Annotated in this window: 14 protein-coding genes; 7 read left to right on the top strand and 7 right to left on the bottom strand. The window is 69.1% G+C overall.

Annotation, left to right across the window (positions count from 1 at the left end):
- The first annotated feature begins 3 nt into the window (after positions 1-3).
- The gene (locus tag Ari01nite_RS37775) at positions 4-840 is read left to right on the top strand and encodes an SAM-dependent methyltransferase (RefSeq protein ID WP_203787529.1); all 837 of its coding nucleotides are present in this window, start codon (positions 4-6) and stop codon (positions 838-840) included.
- Between the two features lie 118 nt (positions 841-958).
- Here the strand turns inward: Ari01nite_RS37775 and Ari01nite_RS37770 are convergent, their stop codons facing one another.
- On the bottom strand, positions 959-1336 hold the full coding sequence (locus Ari01nite_RS37770; protein ID WP_203787526.1) for a hypothetical protein: 378 nt from the start codon (positions 1334-1336) through the stop codon (positions 959-961).
- Between the two features lie 700 nt (positions 1337-2036).
- Between Ari01nite_RS37770 and Ari01nite_RS37765 the strand changes: the two genes are divergently transcribed.
- Entirely contained in the window at positions 2037-3164 is a 1128-nt protein-coding gene (locus Ari01nite_RS37765; RefSeq protein WP_239163355.1) for an NAD(P)/FAD-dependent oxidoreductase, read from the top strand.
- A gap of 247 nt (positions 3165-3411) precedes the next feature.
- Complete coding sequence (locus Ari01nite_RS37760; protein ID WP_203787523.1) at positions 3412-5514, top strand: tetratricopeptide repeat protein; 2103 nt, start codon at positions 3412-3414, stop codon at positions 5512-5514.
- On the opposite strand, the gene Ari01nite_RS37755 is transcribed toward Ari01nite_RS37760, so the two are convergent.
- Positions 5428-5700 carry a hypothetical protein gene (locus Ari01nite_RS37755; protein ID WP_203787521.1) on the bottom strand — a complete coding sequence of 91 codons (273 nt, stop codon included), beginning with the start codon at positions 5698-5700 and terminating at the stop codon, positions 5428-5430. The two genes, Ari01nite_RS37760 and Ari01nite_RS37755, sit on opposite strands and share 87 nt — an antisense overlap.
- A gap of 5 nt (positions 5701-5705) precedes the next feature.
- On the bottom strand, positions 5706-6743 hold the full coding sequence (locus Ari01nite_RS37750; protein ID WP_203787514.1) for a hypothetical protein: 1038 nt from the start codon (positions 6741-6743) through the stop codon (positions 5706-5708).
- 343 nt (positions 6744-7086) lie between these two features.
- Between Ari01nite_RS37750 and Ari01nite_RS37745 the strand changes: the two genes are divergently transcribed.
- From Ari01nite_RS37745 to Ari01nite_RS37735, 3 genes are all read left to right on the top strand, one after another.
- A complete protein-coding gene (locus tag Ari01nite_RS37745; RefSeq protein ID WP_203787511.1) occupies positions 7087-9906 on the top strand; it encodes an AfsR/SARP family transcriptional regulator in 2820 nt (939 codons plus the stop codon).
- A gap of 350 nt (positions 9907-10256) precedes the next feature.
- Positions 10257-10634, top strand: coding sequence for a hypothetical protein (locus Ari01nite_RS37740; protein ID WP_203787507.1), 378 nt, complete (start codon positions 10257-10259; stop codon positions 10632-10634).
- A 132-nt stretch (positions 10635-10766) separates the two neighbouring features.
- A complete protein-coding gene (locus Ari01nite_RS37735) occupies positions 10767-12869 on the top strand; it encodes a galactose oxidase-like domain-containing protein (protein WP_203787505.1) in 2103 nt (700 codons plus the stop codon).
- A 40-nt stretch (positions 12870-12909) separates the two neighbouring features.
- Here the strand turns inward: Ari01nite_RS37735 and Ari01nite_RS37730 are convergent, their stop codons facing one another.
- The 3 genes from Ari01nite_RS37730 to Ari01nite_RS37720 form a co-directional block, all read right to left on the bottom strand.
- Positions 12910-14124: a DUF8189 domain-containing protein gene (locus Ari01nite_RS37730; protein WP_203787503.1), complete on the bottom strand. Its 1215-nt coding sequence runs from the start codon at positions 14122-14124 to the stop codon at positions 12910-12912.
- Positions 14125-14234: 110 nt separating this feature from the next.
- Positions 14235-14540, bottom strand: a complete 306-nt coding sequence (locus Ari01nite_RS37725) for an immunity protein CdiI family protein (RefSeq protein WP_203787500.1) — start codon at positions 14538-14540, stop codon at positions 14235-14237.
- A gap of 13 nt (positions 14541-14553) precedes the next feature.
- Positions 14554-15108 carry a hypothetical protein gene (locus tag Ari01nite_RS37720; RefSeq protein WP_203787498.1) on the bottom strand — a complete coding sequence of 185 codons (555 nt, stop codon included), beginning with the start codon at positions 15106-15108 and terminating at the stop codon, positions 14554-14556.
- Between the two features lie 158 nt (positions 15109-15266).
- Here Ari01nite_RS37720 and Ari01nite_RS37715 point away from each other — a divergent pair, with 158 nt between their 5' ends.
- Positions 15267-16256, top strand: a complete 990-nt coding sequence (locus Ari01nite_RS37715; RefSeq protein WP_239163354.1) for a glycerophosphodiester phosphodiesterase family protein — start codon at positions 15267-15269, stop codon at positions 16254-16256.
- Between the two features lie 49 nt (positions 16257-16305).
- Here the strand turns inward: Ari01nite_RS37715 and Ari01nite_RS37710 are convergent, their stop codons facing one another.
- A complete protein-coding gene (locus Ari01nite_RS37710) occupies positions 16306-17889 on the bottom strand; it encodes a right-handed parallel beta-helix repeat-containing protein (RefSeq protein WP_239163353.1) in 1584 nt (527 codons plus the stop codon).
- Position 17890 lies beyond the last annotated feature (1 nt).

Raw genomic sequence — 17890 nt, 5'->3', positions numbered from 1 at the left:
CGAGTGGTCTACGACGAAGTGGCGCCGCCGGGCATCGACGTCTCGAAGCCAAATATTGCGCGGGTCTATGACTTCATGGTTGGTGGCAAGGACCACTTTGCGATCGACCGGATGGCGGCGGAACGCGCGATGGAGATCATGCCCGACGCGCAGGAGGCGGGTCGCGCCTGCCGGGCGTTCCTGCGCAGGGTCGTACGCTATCTCGCCGCCGACGCCGGCATCCGCCAGTTCCTGGACATCGGCTCGGGTCTGCCCACCCAGACCAACGTGCACCAGGTGGCGCACGAGATCGACCCGACGGCCCGGGTGGTCTATGTCGACAACGACCCGATGGTGCTCGCGCACGGCCGCGCCCTGCTGGCCGACGAGCAGACCACGACCGTCATCCAGGCCGACATCCGCGAGCCCGAGGTGATCCTCAACCACCCGGTCGTACGGCAATATCTTGACTTCAGCCAGCCGATCGGGCTGCTGATGCTGTCCATCCTGCACCACCTGCACGACGACGAGGACCCGGCCGGCATCTCCGCCACGCTGCGCAGCGCCCTGCCGCCCGGCAGCCACGTGGCGATGATCCACTTCTGGGACCCGGCCGAGGAGCATCCCGACGTCTCGGTCAAGGTGCAGGACGCCGAACGCGTCTTCAACGAGACCCTGGGCACCGGCCGCTGGCGCCGCCGCAACGAAATCATGACCTACCTGGGCGACTTCGAACTGGTTCCGCCCGGACTGGTAGCGCTCTCCGACTGGCGCCCGGCCGCCGAGGCCGAAGCCGAGCAGAAGGACAGCTACTACACCATGATCGGCGGCGTCGCCCGTAAGCCGTCAACGGTGGCATAGCTGCTCCGCGTGCGGGCTGCGGAGCAGCTATGAGCGGGTCGCCCCCGCCGGGGTGGCGTGAGTCCGCCGGAGAAACCTCCACGGCGGACTCGGGGCAGCTCCCACCATTCCGGAGAAATCAGAACCTGACGCCTCCACTTATGTTCCGGGCCTGGACCACCTGGTCGGCCTGACCACTGAAGTTGTTGACCACTGCGGCCCCGTCTGCCGATCCGCTCGCGGTCGCGCCGCGCCAGGCTGCGAGTGTCCGCTCGGCGAATTCCGGATCCTGTGCCATGGCGGCGGCCAGGTATCGCGCGAATTCCTCGACGCGTGTCTCATCGTCCGGATCCAGGATCACAGCCTCGAGGCTTTCGCCCTCCGGTGTGCCCTGGCCGAATCGCGCCCTGATGACCTCGTACAGAGATCGCAAGGCGCTCTTTCCGCCGGCGATGACCAGCTCCGACCCCTGCGTGGACAACGCCGTGGCAATGGCCGGAACAACCTCTTCGAACATGCCCGATCCCCCGGTTGCGACAGGCATTCATGTTAACGATCGGTAACCCGAGATCGCGCGATTTCGATCGCCCAACAATGCCATCCGTCGAAACGTGCGAATCGCCGGGGCGGTTGTCAACTCACCCGATGGAGTGATCACCGAACGTGTCGGGCTGCGGCCGCCAGTCGGCAATTGTCCATGATGGATGGTGCGAAGCGGCCATGTCGGACGCGGATCGGGCCGGTTGTGCCGCACGCGCGCGCACGGAGCGTAAGAGGTGCGGAAGCCTCTGTGCGGGTGAGGTCTTGTACCGTAAGATCCACAGATATCCGTCAATGGCGAAGGATGTCCATCCATCTCCGGGCAGCGGTGTGTCTGCGAAGGGAGGTGGCGTGCTTCCGCCCGCGCTCTATGAGCCTTCCGTCCTTTTTGACTGCATTAGTTGGCTTAAAGCGTTGATCTTGACTGTTCTTGCATCGGCTTGATCGCAGAGTCACCGATCGACCACGACATAACGTTTGTGGACCGCGCAGCGGCGAACCCCGTTGTGCGGTCCTCCTTTCTGTACGGAGCTGTGTACGGATCGGGCCCTCGGTTCGTTCGAATGCTTGTCCCGACACTAGTGGCTTGGCGCCAACTTGTCCACTGACAACCCTGACGGTATCGCGGAAGTGCGAATCCGCGAGGTCAGAGCAACGCCGCGGCTAGGATTGCCCGCATGCGGATCGTGATCCTGGGTGCGGGATTCGGGGGCCTCGAGCTCACCACGAGATTGTCGGCCGAGTTCGGGGAGGCGCTCGACATCACGCTGATCGACCGCAGCGACGGCTTCGTGTTCGGGTTCGCCAAGCTCGACGTGATGTTCGGCCGCACGCCGGCGGCCGCGGTCCACCACCCGTACGCGGATATCGTCAAACCCGGCGTGCGTTTCGTGCGGTCGGCGGTCCGCAGCATCGACCCGGAGCAGCGGCGGGTGGTGACCGACGACGGCACGTTCGACGCCGACATCATGGTGGTCGCGCTCGGCGCCGACCTCGATCCGGCAGCCACCCCCGGCCTGGTCGAGGCGGGTCACGAGTTCTACAGCGAGGCCGGTGCGTTCGCCCTGCAGCCGGTTCTCGACAGCTTCCCCGGCGGCCACGTGGTGATCGCGGTGACCTCCACCCCGTTCAAGTGCCCGCCGGCGCCGAGCGAGACCGCGCTGCTGATGCACGACTTCCTGACCCGCCGGCAGATCCGCGACCGCTCCACCATCAGCCTGGTCATGCCGCTGCCCCGGCCCATCCCGCCGTCGCCGGACACGTCGGCCGTCCTGCTCGAGGTGTTCGCCGAGCGCGGCATCGACTGGCATCCGTCGCGGACCCTGACCCAGATCGTCCCCGACCGTAAGGTGGCCCAGCTGGACGACGGCGCCGAGCTGCCGTTCGACCTGCTGCTGGCCGTGCCCCGACACCGGGTGCCGCAGGTGGTGGCCGAGTCGGGCCTGGCCGAGGACGGCTGGATCCCGGTCGACTACACGCTGCGCACCCGATTCCCGGACGTCTTCGCGGTCGGCGACGTGACCAGCGTGGGCACTCCCAAGGCGGGCGTCTTCGCCGAGGGCCAGGCGACCGTGGTGGCCGAGCAGATCATTGCCCGGGTACGCGGTCAGGCCGCCGACCAGGAATATGACGGTCACGGCGTCTGCTACCTGGAGTTCGGCGACGGCCGGATCGGCAAGGTCGACATCACGTTCCCGTACGGGGGAACGCCCGCCGGACGCCTGATCGGGCCGTCCGCCGAGCTGTTCGCCGACAAGAAGGAATTCGGCACCGATCGGGTGGCCCGCTGGTTCGGTCGCGGCTGATCCGCTCCGGCGGACGCCTGCGCGGCCAGTTCCCGCACCTGATCCAGGCCGCGGCCACCATCAACAACAGCGCGGGCTGGGCATCCGGCCGGGCCGCCGCCGACCGGGCCGTGCTGCACGGCCATGAGCAGCTCAAGCAGTGAGCACCGCGCCCGCCGTTTCGCGATATCCGGGAGTCCCGGATCGCGCGGTGGCCCGGCCCGCCGCCGTGCCCTTAGCCTGATCCTCCCGGGCCTAGGGGGACGACGTGCCGCACACCAACTCCGTCGACGGCTCGATCGCCGGGGCCGTCGTTCAGGCGACCACCATCACCGGCGGCGTGCACATCCAGGCCTCCCGCCCGGAAACGCCGCGCCAGCTGCCCGCACGCCCGCGGGTCTTCATCGGACGTGCGGCCGAACTGGCCGAGCTGAGCGTTGCCGTCGCCGGCGAGGCGCCGGTGGTGATCCTCACCGGACCGGCTGGCGTGGGCAAGACGATCCTGGCCCGGCGGTGGGCGCACGACGTCGTGGACCGCTTCCCGGACGGCCAGCTGTACGTGGACCTTCAGGGGTTCAGCGAGGCGGCGGCGGTGGATCCCGGTGAGGCACTCGGCCACCTGTTGCGCGCCCTCGGTCTGCCCGCCGAGCAGGTGCCGGCCACGGTCGCCGAGCAGAGCGCGCGCTACCGCAGCCTGACCACCGGCCGGGCGCTGCTGATCGTGCTGGACAATGCGTTCTCGGTGGCCCAGGTCCGCACCCTGCTGCCCGGCGCCGGTCCCAGCCTCGTGCTGGTGACCAGCCGGCAGCGGTTGGCCGGCCTGGTCGCCGACGGCGGACACCCGGTCGAGGTGCGCCCGTGGACCGTCGAGGATTCCGTCGCACTGCTCGAAAAGACGCTGGGATCCGAACGGGTCGAGGGGGAACGGTCGCAGGCCGTGGCCCTCGCCGAGGTGTGCGGCGGCCTGCCGATCGCGCTGTCCGTGGTGTCCGCCCGGTTGGTCAACCGTCCGAGGTTCCCGCTGGCCCGGCTGGTCGCCGAGCTCGAGGAGGAGACGAACCGGCTGCGCGGCCTGCGTACCGCCGACGGGGTTTCGGTCCTGAGCTCGCTGGACCTGTCCTACCGGTGCCTGGGCCGGCCGGCGCAGACGGTCTATCGCCGGCTCGCCGCGCTGCCCGGCCGGGAGTACGGGCCGGGTCCGATCGCCAACCTGGCCGAACACGGTGACGAGGCCATCGACGAGCTGGTCAGCGCCAACCTGCTGGAAGAGGTGGCGGCCGACCGGTTCCGCCAGCACGACCTGTTGTTCCTGCACGCCCGGCGGTGCTTCGAGGCCGAGGAGTCGCAGGTGAGCCACTCGCGACGGGTCTGTCTGGAGTGGTATCTGGCCTCGGCCACCGCGGCGGAGCGGATTCTCACCCCGTACCGCCGCCGTCCGCTCACCTACGAATCGGCCGGACGTCTCGTCGCCGTTCCCGCCTTCGCGAGCCGGGACGAGGCGTTGCAGTGGCTCGACGACGAACGGCCCAGCCTGCTCGCCGCGGGACGCGACGCGCTGGCGTACGGCTGGAATGATCTTGCTTGGCATTTGACCGACGTGCTGTGGCCACTGCTGCTCTACAAGAAGCACTACCGCGACCGGATCGTCATCGACGAGACCGGCGTGACGGCAGCGCGGCGCTGGGGGCAACCCTGGGCCGAGGCCGAGATGCGAAAAAGACTGGGTGACGCGTACGCGCAAAGCGGTCGGCACGCGGAAGCGGAGCACCAGTTGCGGCTGGCGGCCGACGGCTACCGCGCGGCCGGTGATCCCGACGGCGGGCTGGAAGCCGACGCGCGGATGGCGTCCCTCTACCGGGACACCGGGCGGCAGCCGGAGGCGATCCGGATCTATCGGCGCGTCATCGAGGCGTCCGCGGACCAGCGGCGAACCGGGCTGCTCCTGATCAGCCTGGGTGCGCTGCTGGCCGAGGCGGGCGAGCCGGACGAGGCTATCGATCACCTGCGGAAAGCCTGCGCGGTCTTCGGCGACCTGGCCGACGTGGATCCCTACAACGGTCTTCGCGCCGAGATCGCGCTGGCCCGCGCCCACCTCGCGCACGGCGACCTGGCCGAGGCCGCCGTGACCGCGAGCCGAGGGGCCGCCGGCATGCGTGACCTCGGCTCGCGGTTCGAGGAGGCCCAAGCCGTCGAGGTGCTGGCCCGGGTGGCTCAGGCGCGCGGCGAGGTCACCGAGAGCCGGCGGCACCGGCAGTACGCGCTGGAGATCTACGACGCGCTCGGTTCACCTAGGGCCGCCGTGCTGCGCGACCCAGGCGTGATAGACCGCGACGGCGGTGAGCCGGAGCGGCATGCCCGGCTCGCCCCGTAGGAAGGTCGCCGTGCCGTCGCGAGAGCGCACCGCGATCGTCCGTCCGTCGTGGACGGTCACCACCAGGGCGAGACCGGGGTACCTCTCGAACAGCGCCGGATCGTCGGCCGTGGTGATCAGGACATCGGCCAGCCGGGCGAGCCGTTCCGTGGTCGCGTCGTGCCGGACCACGTAGGGCTCGGACACGTACGTCACGGGACCGAAACCGGCGCCACCCGGCGGTGCCGCCCCGGCTGGGCCAGGTCGAGCAGCCGGTAGAGCAGGCGGCGCAGTCTCTGCGCGGCCTTGCCCGGGTGCGAGGTGAGACGGGCCGCGACCGTTGCGGCGTCCACCGGCGGGGCGTTGCACAGCTGCTCCGCCAGCGGCCGGTCGAGGCGGAGCCGGCCGGCCCGGCGGGTCACGAGTTCCTGCGCCGTGCCCGGCACGGCCCGGGACGGTTCGTCGTCGGCGACGCACAGCACGGGCACGCCGGCCGCGGCCGCGTAGGCGGTCACCGAGCCGTGGTCGCCGATGACGTAGTCGGCCGCCGCCACCACCGCACGCCAGTCCTCGGTCGGCCCGGGCAGCAACAGGCCCGCCGCACGGCAGTCGCTGGTCCAGGCCCGCACCTGCCGCTGTCCGTGCGCCCAGACCGCCGGGTGCAGCAGGGCCGCGATCCGGAAGTGGCCGGCGGGCAGGCCGGTCATCAGCCGCGGCAGCAGATCCGGTGCGGCGGCGAACGACCCGGATCGGCCCCAGGTGGAGCTGACCACCACCAGACTTTCCGCGTCGCCGAGGCCCAGCGCGCGCCGGTAGCCGGCGCGCTGTGCCCGGCTGCGGACCAGCCGGTCGTAGCAGATGTCGCCGGCCACCCACGCCACCGGGAGCGCGGCCGGGCACTGCCGGCGCAGGACCTCCCGCTCCGATTCGTGCGCCAGCACCAGCGCCGACGGCAGCACGCGACCGGCGCGCACCAGCCGTTGCGTGTCCAGCCCGTAGACCGGCGGCTTCCCGGCGACCGGGCCGCCCCGGTCGAGCGGCCGCGCCCGCTTGCCGAACCCGGCGCCGTGGGCCATCACCACCAGCGGCGCGTGGATCTCGGCAAGCCCGCCGTAGGACGCCGCCAGGGCCAGGTCGAACCGTTCCCGGACGGCCTGCGACCACGGCACCACGAGCGCGCCGAGCCGGCGCAGATAATTTTCGACGCCGCGGTTGAAGACGTCCGGCGCCACCGTGAAAACCACTTGCACGCGGTGATCGGATTCCACCAGATCGATCACATCGAGCAACCGCTGACAACTGACAATCGTGTGGACCACCGCCAGAACCACACGGCATCCGGTACGCGTAACCCAGCGATGCGCGTCGATTCCAATGGGGACCGCCATCCACTGATGATCCATTCTTTGACCCCGCTCCTATCCGACCTGACCGGCTCAGCGTGCAAATCGGGACGGACAGCGAGGTGGCCAAGCAGCTTGCAGTTCGTTTGCACGGGAACTGGCAATCGCGTGTCAGTTATTTCGCAGTACGCACGGCGGCGAATGGGGCTCGACAACGGCCAACACACTGAGGGCGGGGCATCACTGGGGGGTGAATCTCGTGCGGTTCGGCATACTCGGTCCCACGGAATTGCGCGACGGACAGGGCTCGGTCCCGCTCGGCGCCGCGAAGCAGCGTGGCCTGCTGTCGTTGTTGCTGCTGCGCTTTGGCCGGCCCGTACACCTCGACACCCTGGTCGAGCACCTGTGGCCCGGCGGCACCGGCGACCAGCGGAAAAGCATCTACCCGATGGTCAGTCGCCTGCGCGCCGTCCTCAGGCGCAGCGGCGTCCGGTTTGCACTCGATCGGGTGGGCGGGGGCTACCAACTCGACATCGATCCACTCAGCGTGGACTTCCACGAATTCGGCGCGCTGGTGGAACAGAGCCGCCAGGCGACACCGGCTGTCGCGGCCGCGCAGTTGCAACGCGCCATCGACCTGTGGCGTGGTGAGCCGCTGGCGGACCTGCGCGGTCCGGCAGCCGAGCACCTGCGCCGCCAGCTCGGCGAGACTCACCTGGAGGCGCACCGGCTGCTGGCCGCCGCCCGCCTGCGGATCGGGCAGCACACCAGCGTGCTCATGCAGCTCGCCAGTCTCATCCACGAACAGGACCTGGACGAGTCGCTCGCCCGGCTGTGGATCAGTGCACTGTGCGCCGACGGCCGCGACGACGACGCCCGCCGCCATCTGGCCGCCTTTCGCAAGCGCTTCCGCCGGCAGCTGCACATCGATCCCGAGATCGACTTCGACTCGATCCGCTCCGGGCAGCTGAATGCCGCCGCCGGACGGCCGCGCCAGCTGCCGTACGGTATTCCCGGTTTCATCGGCCGCGCCGACCTGCTCGCCGACCTGGACCGCCTGGCCGAGACCGGCCCGGACCGGCCCAGCGTCGTGATGATCACCGGAATGCCCGGGGTCGGAAAGACGGCGCTGGCCGTCCACTGGGCCCGCCGCCGGCTCGCTCAGTTCCCGGACGGCCAGCTCTTTCTGGACTGCGGCGCGTTCGGCTCGGGCACGCCGGTCGACCCTGCCGAGGCGCTCGGCCGGTTTCTGTCGGCGCTCGGCGTGCCGCCCGACAAGATCCCGGAGGACCCCGAGGAGCGGCGGCACCGGTTCAACGACCTAGTGGACGGTCGCCGGCTGCTCATCGTGCTGGACAACGTCGCCGGCTCCACCCAGGCCCGTCCGCTGATCCCGGCGGCGGTCACCTGCATGACCATCATCACCAGCCGGCAGCGGCTCAGTGGCCTGACCATCCGGGAGGGCGTGCACAACCTGGTCGGTTACCCGCTCGCCGAGACCGAGTCGAGCGCGCTGCTGGCGCAGGTGGTGGGCGAGCAGCGGGCCGCCGGGGAACCGGCCGCGGTGGACCGGCTGGCCGGTATCGCCGGTGGTCTGCCGCTGGCCCTGCGCATCATCGGCGAGCAGGTGGCCGAACGCCCGCGCGCCCGGATCGCCGACCTCGCCGGCGAACTGCTCTGGCAACGCACCGGCGACGATGACCTGGTCACCGTCTTCGACTGGTCCTACAACGCACTGTCGCCCGAAGCCGCCACCCTGTTTCGCCGGCTGGCGCTGCATCCCGGCACGCGGATCAGTCTGGACTCCGCGGCCGCCCTGTCCGGTGCGGGCCGGGCGCAGACCGAGCAGACGCTGAACCTGCTGGCTCGAGCCAGCCTGATCGAGCACGACGCCGCGCGCCATTACCGCCTGCACGACCTGCTGCGCCAGTATGCCGGCACGCGCGAGGACTCGCCCGCCGAGATCACCGCCGCCCGGATCACCGTACTGTCCTGGTTCCTGCGCTCGGCCACCAACGCCGCCGCGGTCCTGGCTCCCGATCTGCCACCGGTGCCCGATCTGCCGCCGGCCCCGCCGCACGTCATGGAGTTCGCCACCGAGGCCGCGGCGCTGGCCTGGTGCCAGCAGGAGCGCCAGAATCTGGCGGCGGCCGCCCGCTCCGCCGTCACGCACGGCCTGTACCGGCATGGCTGGCAGATCCCCGCCGCGATCCACGACCTCTTAACCCGGACCGGCCGCTACGACGACTTGATCAACTTGAACCAGATCGGCGCCGAGTCGGCCCGGCAGGACGCACACACTTTCGGTGAGATAGCCAATCTGAGCAATCTCGGATACGCCCTGTGCAAGACGCACCAGTACGACCGGGCCGCGGTCACCCTGTCGACGGCGCGCGCCCGGGCCTCCGAGTCGGGCGACGTCGCGGCCGAGAGCGTGTGTGCCCACAACCTGGCCTGCGCCCTGTTGAAGACCGGCGACGCGCCGCTGGCAATCAAAATCTTTTTGGCGGTACGCGCGACGTCCCGCCAACTGGGCAACCGGTATGGCGAGGCCGCCACCCTGCATCGCCTCGGCGACGCCTACCGCCAGGCAAACCAGCGCGAACGCGCCCTGGCGACCTACACGGAGGCCCTGGAGATCCGCCGCCGGATCGGCTCGGCGCGCGGCCAGGGGGAGTCGCATCAGGGCCTGAGCGGGTTCTACCTGGAAAGCGGCAACCTGAGCCTGGCCGCGGAACACTGCGCCGCCGCGCTGCTCATCCACGAACGCATCCAGGACACGGCGGGACGCTGCGACGCCCTGATCACCAGGGCCGACATCGACCTGGCCGCCGAGGCGGACACCGCGGTGGCGCATGCTCGGGCAGCGGTCGCGGCCTGTGCCGAACTCGGCGATTCCTATCGTCAGGTCAATGCCTTGGCGCTGCTGGCCGACGCGCTCCAGCGAAGCCGGGCGTGCAGCGAAGCGGCCCGCATCCGCGACGAGGCCCTCAGGATGGCCGTCGGCCTGTCCGAACCGGACGCGTCACCGCTCCGGGAGAAGTTACTGTCGACGACGCGTGACAAGTAGGCATGCGTCAAGTAAAGTCAGCGAGGGCAGGAGGGGTGACCGGTGGCTCTGCGTGACCCTGTGATCGCGGGTTCGCAAGCCGTCATAGCCAGGAAATGCACCAGTTGACCAGTTTGGACAAGGCGACGGCAATCTGTACGGCGATCGTCAACACAGGCACAGTTCCACCTTGGTCTGCCTCGGCGCTGAGGGGGGTCGATGCATGATCACATTAGACCTGTGAACCCGCCTCGCCTAGCCTTTCTATGCCTGCTGTTACGACGACCGACATAACAATTCGTGGTGATCCAAACCCGGGCGGCCGTCTCCCCGCGCCCGGTTTGCGCCCTTGCCGCCGGGCAGGTGACGGCGTGGAACCCACGGATGCGGAACTCGTGGAGGCGGCACAGCGCGGTGACCGCGCGGCTGCCGAGGCGCTGCTTCCCGCCATCTGCCACTCGCCAACAACGTGGTGGGGCGTGCGCGCGGAAGCTCTGGCCGAGAAAGTTTCTCTGCCCGGTCGTCCGGCAGTCATCGGACCGTGGTGCATCGGGCGGGTTGGCCGGGTCTTCCGCAGTGAGCTTGCTCAGGCGGGTCTGAAGACTCGTTCCTGGCCGGCGTGCGCCGGGATTTGCGGGCACGGTCATGACTTTGATCGAAACAGCCTTTCCGGTACCGGCCGTTCGGTCAGGACGGCCGGGCCGATTGGTGTTGTGAATCGACCGCAGCGGGTCGCTGTCCGGCATTGAAGAGTGACTTAATAAAGAGCTAAGGTGACTGCACCGGCCATATTGGACCGGCGGTTCCGGCGACGATCAATACCCCGGAAAACACTGCTGGCCGGACTCTGCCCGAAATGGGTTCCGAAAGGACCAATGCCCATGCGTATACGTCGCGGCCTTTTCGCTTCCGCATTTTTGTCCGCATTCTTCCTGCTCGGCACCTCCGCGGCTGCGGCCGGCGGCGGGGGGCACCTGGGACACGTGCACGAGCACGCCCAGGACCACGCGCACGTGCACGACGACAGCGCCGAGCACCTGGCACAGGACCTGGTGGGCACGCCGATGCGGGTCATCGAGCAGCAGACCGCCAGCACCGCGGCCCGGATCCAGCGCGAGACCGGGCTGCGGCCCGGCACCGCCCGCGCACCCAGGGCTGCCGCGGTGGCCGCCGACCCGGCACTGGCCGGGGTGTGGAGTTCGGTCATCGGCACACCGGTGGTGCCGGTGTTCACCGCGGTGCTGCCGAACGGCAAGGTACTGGTCTGGGATTCCGTCGGCGACAATGCGGCCGAATCCTATCCGGATCACAGCTTCACCCGCGCCATGGTGTGGAATCCGGCGGACAATTCGCACAAGCGGGTCGATCTGCAGGGCACCAACATTTTCTGTGCCGGTTTCGCACATCTCGCGAACGGCAACATCCTGATCGCCGGCGGAAATGCCAACGCGAAACTTGACGGCACGGTCCGGACGTACGTCTTCAACTGGCAGGCCGAAACGTGGACCCGCGGCAACGACATGGCGGGCGCGCGCTGGTATCCGTCGGTGGCGGCAATGGCCAACGGCGAGGAGGTCATCGTCGGCGGCGGCCCGGCGGTCAGCGAGGTCTACCAGACCAACGGCGCCATTCGCGCGCTCACCGGCTTCACCCAGTACAACGCCGAGATCTACCCGTTCATGGGTTCGCGGCCGGACACCCAGCTCGGTCTCTTCGGCCCGTACGTCACCGGGTACACCGTCAACACGAGCGGAAACGGGGTGGTGCGGGCGACCAGCAACCGGGACACCATTTCCCGCGAGTACGGCAGCTTCGCCACATACGACATCGGCAAAGCCGTTGTGGTCGGCGGCGGCAAGGTGACCGAGGGCGGTGTCGCGAATGTGCCCACCCGAACCGCCGTGGTGGTCAACAGCAACACCGGCCTGGCCCCGTCGGTGGCCTCGACCGGTTCGCTGGCGACCGGCCGCCGGCAGCACAACGCGACCCTGCTCGCCGACGGATCGGTGCTGGTGACCGGCGGTATGAGCAGCAACGCCAACTCGGGTCTGGTCGACCTGAACAATGCCGCGACCGCGGCCGAACGCTGGAATCCGGTCACCGGTCAATGGGCGGTGCTGGCGAGCGCGAGCCGCATCCGGCAATACCATTCGACGGCCATGCTGCTGCCCGACGGCCGGGTCATGACCGGCGGCGGTGGCATCTGCGGTGCGTGCATGACAGTCGGTTATCTCGAGAAGAACATCGAGTACTTCACCCCGCCGTACCTCTATAAGAATGACGGCAGCGGCGAGCTGGCCACCCGACCGGTCATCGGCACGGCACCGGCAAGCATCGGCATCAATACGAACTTTGCGCTCTCGACGGCCCAGGCGGCGTCGATCCGCAAGGTCGCTCTGGTCGGGCTCGGCGACGTGACGCACGGCGTCGATCAGGGCCAGCGCTACGTACCGCTGAATTATTCGGTTTCCGGTACGACGCTCACCGTTACCGGACCGCCGAACGGCGGCGTGGCACCACCCGGCTATTACATGCTGTTTGTCGTCGACAGCGCCGGCGTCCCGTCGGTGGCCCGGATGGTGCAGGTCGCGAAGGGCCCGAACCCGCTGATGAGCCCGGTCAAGAACAGCACCGGCCGATGCGTCGACGTGCCGGCTTCGGCGACCGCGATCAGCACCTATCTGCAGGCGCACGACTGCAACAACACCAAGGCGCAGGCGCTGGTCCGGCTGCCCAACGACAGGTCGATCCGGGTTCTCGGAAACTGTCTCGATGTGCCGTCGCGGCAATTCGTGAACGGTCAGCGCGTGTGGACGTACACGTGCAACAACACGGTCGCCCAGACCTGGCAGTTCGGCACGGACGGCACGATCCGGCCTGCCGGGAACACCGCGATGTGCCTGGCCGCCGCGTCGACGGCCAACAAGGCGGCGGTACAACTCAACACATGCAACGGCGCCGCGCTCCAGAAGTGGACCTGGTAACGGAACGCCGGGCGGCGGTCACCCGCCGCCCGGCGTACGCCTAATCGTCGATCCGGGTCCAGCCGGTCCAGCCGCCGGTGGGTGTCCAGCCGGCGCTTTGCGCACCTCCGGTAATGGCGCTCCAGGCGAAGGCGTTGTACCGGTCCGGGCCGGCACTGACCAGGAAGACGTCGCCCGCGATCTGGCTGTTCGGGATCTGCTCCCAGCCCGCCGAGCCGCTTTCGCCGAGGTGATGGATGTACGCCCGGCCGTCGGTGCCCTGGCAGACTGCTGCGTATTCCGCCGCGGTGGGATTTTTGACACGTACGGCGGCCAATACCGTCGCGCCGCTGAGCGGCACACCGTTGCTGAGCAGTTCCGGCCACCCGCCCCAGCCGGCGCGCGTCGACCATCCGTTGTGGATGGTCTTGCCGTTCTCGTCGGTGCCGTAGAGCATGACGCTGCCGTTGCGGTGCGAGATCGGGTAGGGAGTGGTCCGAGGAGCGACCGTCATCAGCGGCGAAGTGTCCCAACCGGCCCAGCCGCCGGTCGCCGGATCGAACACGTTGCGCCCGACCAGGTTCCAGCTCGCCTTGACGAGCCGTCCCGGCGGCGGCCCGATGACCCGCGCGATGGTGACCGTCTCGACCGCGAACACGTGGACCTTGGCGACCGCGCCGTTCGGATAGACCGCATAAGCCATCGTGCCGGCCGCCGCGGTGAGGCCCGGCAGCGCCCGCCAGCCGGACCATTCGGTCGCCGACGTCCACCGGTTGTGATAGATGACCAGGTCCTCGCCGACGGCGAAGATGTCCAGATTGTCCGGCCCGCCGATGGCGTGCACGCTGCTCGGGTTCATCACCCGCAGGCTGCCGAGCTGGAACCAGCCACTCCACGACGACCCGTTCCAGAACGCGGTCTGCACGTGCCGGGTGGCCGCCACGCTGAAGATGTCGAGCCGGCTGGCCCCGCGCGCCACGGCGTTGACCGAGGTGCCACTGAGCGCCATGCCCCCGGCGATCTGAGCCGGCGCCCGCCAGCCACTGCCCGGCACATAGCCGGCGGTCATGATCCGTCGCTCGGCGTCCACCCAGAACGCATCGAGCGTGTTGGTGGCCCGCGACACCGCGGTAACCTGCCGGCTCCGATCGGCGGCGCTGGCGGCGGCCTGCTTGGGGTGGCCGCCGACCCCCATGTCCCCGAGCATCGGGATGGCAGCGGCAAGCACCAGCAGAATCGCCAGCCCCGCCCGTGCGGCAACAAGATTTGTCTTCACGCACCGGACGGTAGGCAGCACCTTTCATCGACGGTGCACAGAATCTGCATCACCCGCCCAGAATTCGCGCCCGACGCCCACACCGCGACGCGCGGCCTTGCTGCCGGTGGTCAAGCCGTGATTGGCGTGTCCAGGCCCGTCCGGCCGTCGAAGTAGGTGACGACGAAAGCGTCTCCCAGCTCGCGAGCCAGGCGGCGGGCGAGCGCCTCGCCCCGAGCGTAGAAGTCGCTTTCCGACTCGGGACCGGGGAATCCAGAGGCAAGGGGGTCGTCGCGGTTCAGGGTCAGGTCGTAATCGTCGGCCCAGCGCAGCAACGATCCGGCCAGCTCCGTCGTGATCGGCAGTAGGGCAGGATCGATGTTCGACGTTCCCTGCGTTGCACGGCGCCACAGCGGAAAGCTCTCGTAGTCCGCCATGACCCGGATGACGTCAATGCCCAACGGGATTCGCCCCCACGATGAAGCCGTTAGATCCGACGGACACGGCGAGCCGATACGTTCTGCCCTCGAACTCGACCTCGTAGATCGGCCGGGTGCGTTGGGCGCCTACCTCGGTTCCCTGGGTGACTGCCGTGAACACCAACGCTCCCACTTTGTTCTCGGGCACGCCCACATTCGCGAAGTCGCCGGCGTGCCGTTCCGTGATGTGGAGCAGTCCCGCCCGGCTGTTGCCGTTCTCCAGAAAGATGACGTCGCCCGCGCCGTTTCTGCCGATCGCCACGATGTCTTGCGGATTATGCCGGACGCCGTTGTCGCGCAGCTCGTCGAGCAGCCTTTGCCGGCGCGGCTCCGACGAGAGGCGGTCAGCTTGCGGTGTCCCGGCGGTGCCGCCGGCTGAGCTCGCGCGCCCGGCTTGTGCGACCTCCGCAGCGGTCTCCTGCTGGGCGGCGACCGAATCACCGCTGCGCGGCGACCGCGAAACACCACCCCGGTCGATGCCGTTGTCGGATCCCTGCTCGTGGGGCGCCCGCGGTCGGCCGGTCACCGTCCGGTCCGATCGGCTGTTGTCCCCACGAACGGTGACGGTACCAATGCGGTGGTGTCTTCGACATTCCGCTCCTGTCGGGCTCATCGCTGTCGGAGCATCGTCGCGCTACGTGGTAGGAGCGCTACGGCGTTGACGAAGCGTAAGAAACTTCTTCCGTGAAACTGATCAAGTCGAGGCTCTGGCGCCGGCTGCTGGCGACCGTCGGTGTTCTTCTGGTCGTGGCCGGCGGCCTCGGCGTCGGCAACAGCTCGGACCTCTGGGCCGCTGAGGACGGCCAACCGCAGCTGCTCGCGCACCGTGGGATCGCGCAGACCTTCCCGCTCGACGGGGTGGAGGCCGACACCTGCACCGCCACCCGGATCCACCCGCCGGAGCATCTTCTCGTCGAGAACACGATTGACTCGATGCGGGCCGCCTTTGACGCCGGCGCCGACATGCTTGAGTTTGACGTTCAGCTCACCGCCGACAATCAGCTCGCGGTCTTTCACGACTCGACGCTCGAATGCCGGACCGACGGCACCGGGCGGGTGCGCGACCACACGCTCGCCGAGCTGCGCAAGCTTGACCTCGGCTATGGCTACACGGCTGACGGTGGGGCCACTCATCCGCTGCGCGGCAAGGGTGTCGGTCTGTTGCCCGCCGCGGAGGAGGTCATCGCGGCGTTCCCGGATCGGGAACTGCTCGTCGATCTCAAGAACGACGACCGGGCCGATGGTGAGCGGTTGGCCGATCTTCTCGCCACGCTGCCGGCTCAGCGCCGGGCAACCATTGGGGTGTACGGGGGAGACGTCGCCGTTCGGGCGGTGGCGGAGCGGCTGCCGCAACTGCGGGTCGCCTCGCGCCAGACCATGAAGGACTGCCTGCTTCGCTATCTCGCCGTCGGCTGGAGCGGGCATGTCCCGGATGCCTGCCGCAACACCGAACTGCACCTGCCGCAGCGGTACGGGCGGCTGCTGTGGGGCTGGCCCGACCTGTTCGTCGAGCGGATGCGCGGCGCCGGCACCCGGGTCATCCTGGTCGCCGGCGACGGGCCGTGGTCGGCGGGCTTCGACGGCGAGGAAGCTCTCGACCAGGTGCCGGAGCACTGGTCCGGCTGGCTCTGGTCGAACCGGGTCGACGCGATCGCCCCGCACCTGCGTCCCTGAGAAAAGCGCGGACCCGGGGCGGAGACGTCCCGGGTCCGCGATCAAGCGGTCAGAAGCGGGCTCCCACGTCGGCGCCGTTCGACGGGCGCAGGAAGTTCGACGACGGGATCGAGCCGTCGGCGTTGCGCGGGCCCCGGATGGTGGTCGAGTCGGTGCTGGTGAACGACCAGGTGCCGCCGATGTTCCAGGAGTTGTTCGAGCCGCTGGAGTTGGCGCCGAGGCTGACGTTGGTGGCGTTGGCCACGGCGAGGTTGCGGGTCAGCGTGCTGTCGGAGCGGTCGAACAGGAAGCCGCCCGAGGCGTTGTCCCACGCGGTGCAGCGGTCGATGACGTGCTGGCCGGGGTTGTTGTTGTCGATCACGCCGCTGCGGGCGTTGTCCCAGGCCATGCAGTTGCGCACGGTGTGGTTGGCGGCGACCGCGTTGCCGCCCAGCTTGAACCCGTTGCCGTCACCCACGTAGTCGGGCAGGTTCCACCGGTTGAAGCCGTTGCCCCAGGCGATGCTGTTCTCCAGCAGGATCGGCGACTGGAACATCCAGAAGTCCAGGCCGTCGTCGGAGTTGTTCCACAGCCGGGCGCCGCGGACCACGTTGCCGGTGCCGGAGCCCTCCTTGATGGCCAGGCCGTCGGCGCTTTCGCCGGCATTGCGGGGATCGCGGTTCCCGTACGAGTCCAGGTTGATGATCTGGTTGTTGCTCGAGGTCAGGAACAGGTGGAAGCCGGACTCGTAGTTGTCGCGAGTGACCAGGCGCTCGTAGTAGTTGTTGCTGGAGTCCAGGCCGAAGACCCCGTACGGGCCATGAATGATCTCGAGTCCGATGAGCCGCCACCAGTCACCCTCGATGTGGATGGCGCCGCGGTCCGGACGGGGGATGTCCGAGTCGAGCGCGCCGGGCGTGTACGGCATGTTCTCGCCGTCGATGATGACCCGCTCGTTCTCGTAGTTGCGCAACGTGATCGGCTGGCTGGAGGTGCCGTTCGTGAGGATGCGGATGTTGGTGCTCGGCGCGTACGTGCCACCACGGACGAAGATGGTGTGGCCCGGTTGGGCCAGGTTCACCGCCCGCTGGATGGTCTGCAACGGCGCACTCAGCGTGCCGGTGTTGCTGTCGTTGCCGTTGACCGCGACGTAGAGGGCGTTGGCCGTCGGCGGCGGGGTCGTGCCGCCGGTGTCGATCTCCAGGTAGTCGATGTTCGGCAGGCCGGCCGCGATTGTCGGGTCCAGGCGGATGGTGTTGCTGCCCGAGTTCACCGGCACCGACAGGGTCTTGGTGACCCAGGTCGACCAGGCGCCGGTGCCCTCGAACGTCGGCGCCTGCACGGTCGCGCCGTTGACGATCAGGTTGGCGGACCGGACCGTGGTGGTGCCGTTGGCGAACCGGACCCCCACGGTGGCGGTTCCGGCCGCGGCGGCGTTGACGGTGAACTGTGCGTACGCGCCGGTGGCATTCGTGGCGTTGCAGAATCCGCTGCCCGAGAAGCCGGTCCAGTTGGCGTCGATGGTGCCGCTGCACACCGCGGGGGAGGACTCCGCCTCGTAGCGGACCGGGGCCGCGTGGGCGGCCGACGGTGACAGGGCGACGACGGCGACGGCCAGCAGACCGGCGCCGGCGATCAGGGGTCTGACGTGCATG

The organism is Paractinoplanes rishiriensis (assembly GCF_016862375.1).
Classification (GTDB): domain Bacteria; phylum Actinomycetota; class Actinomycetes; order Mycobacteriales; family Micromonosporaceae; genus Actinoplanes; species Actinoplanes rishiriensis.
The sequence above is the reverse complement of the archived record's forward strand: the minus strand, read 5'-3'. Positions and strand labels throughout refer to the sequence as shown.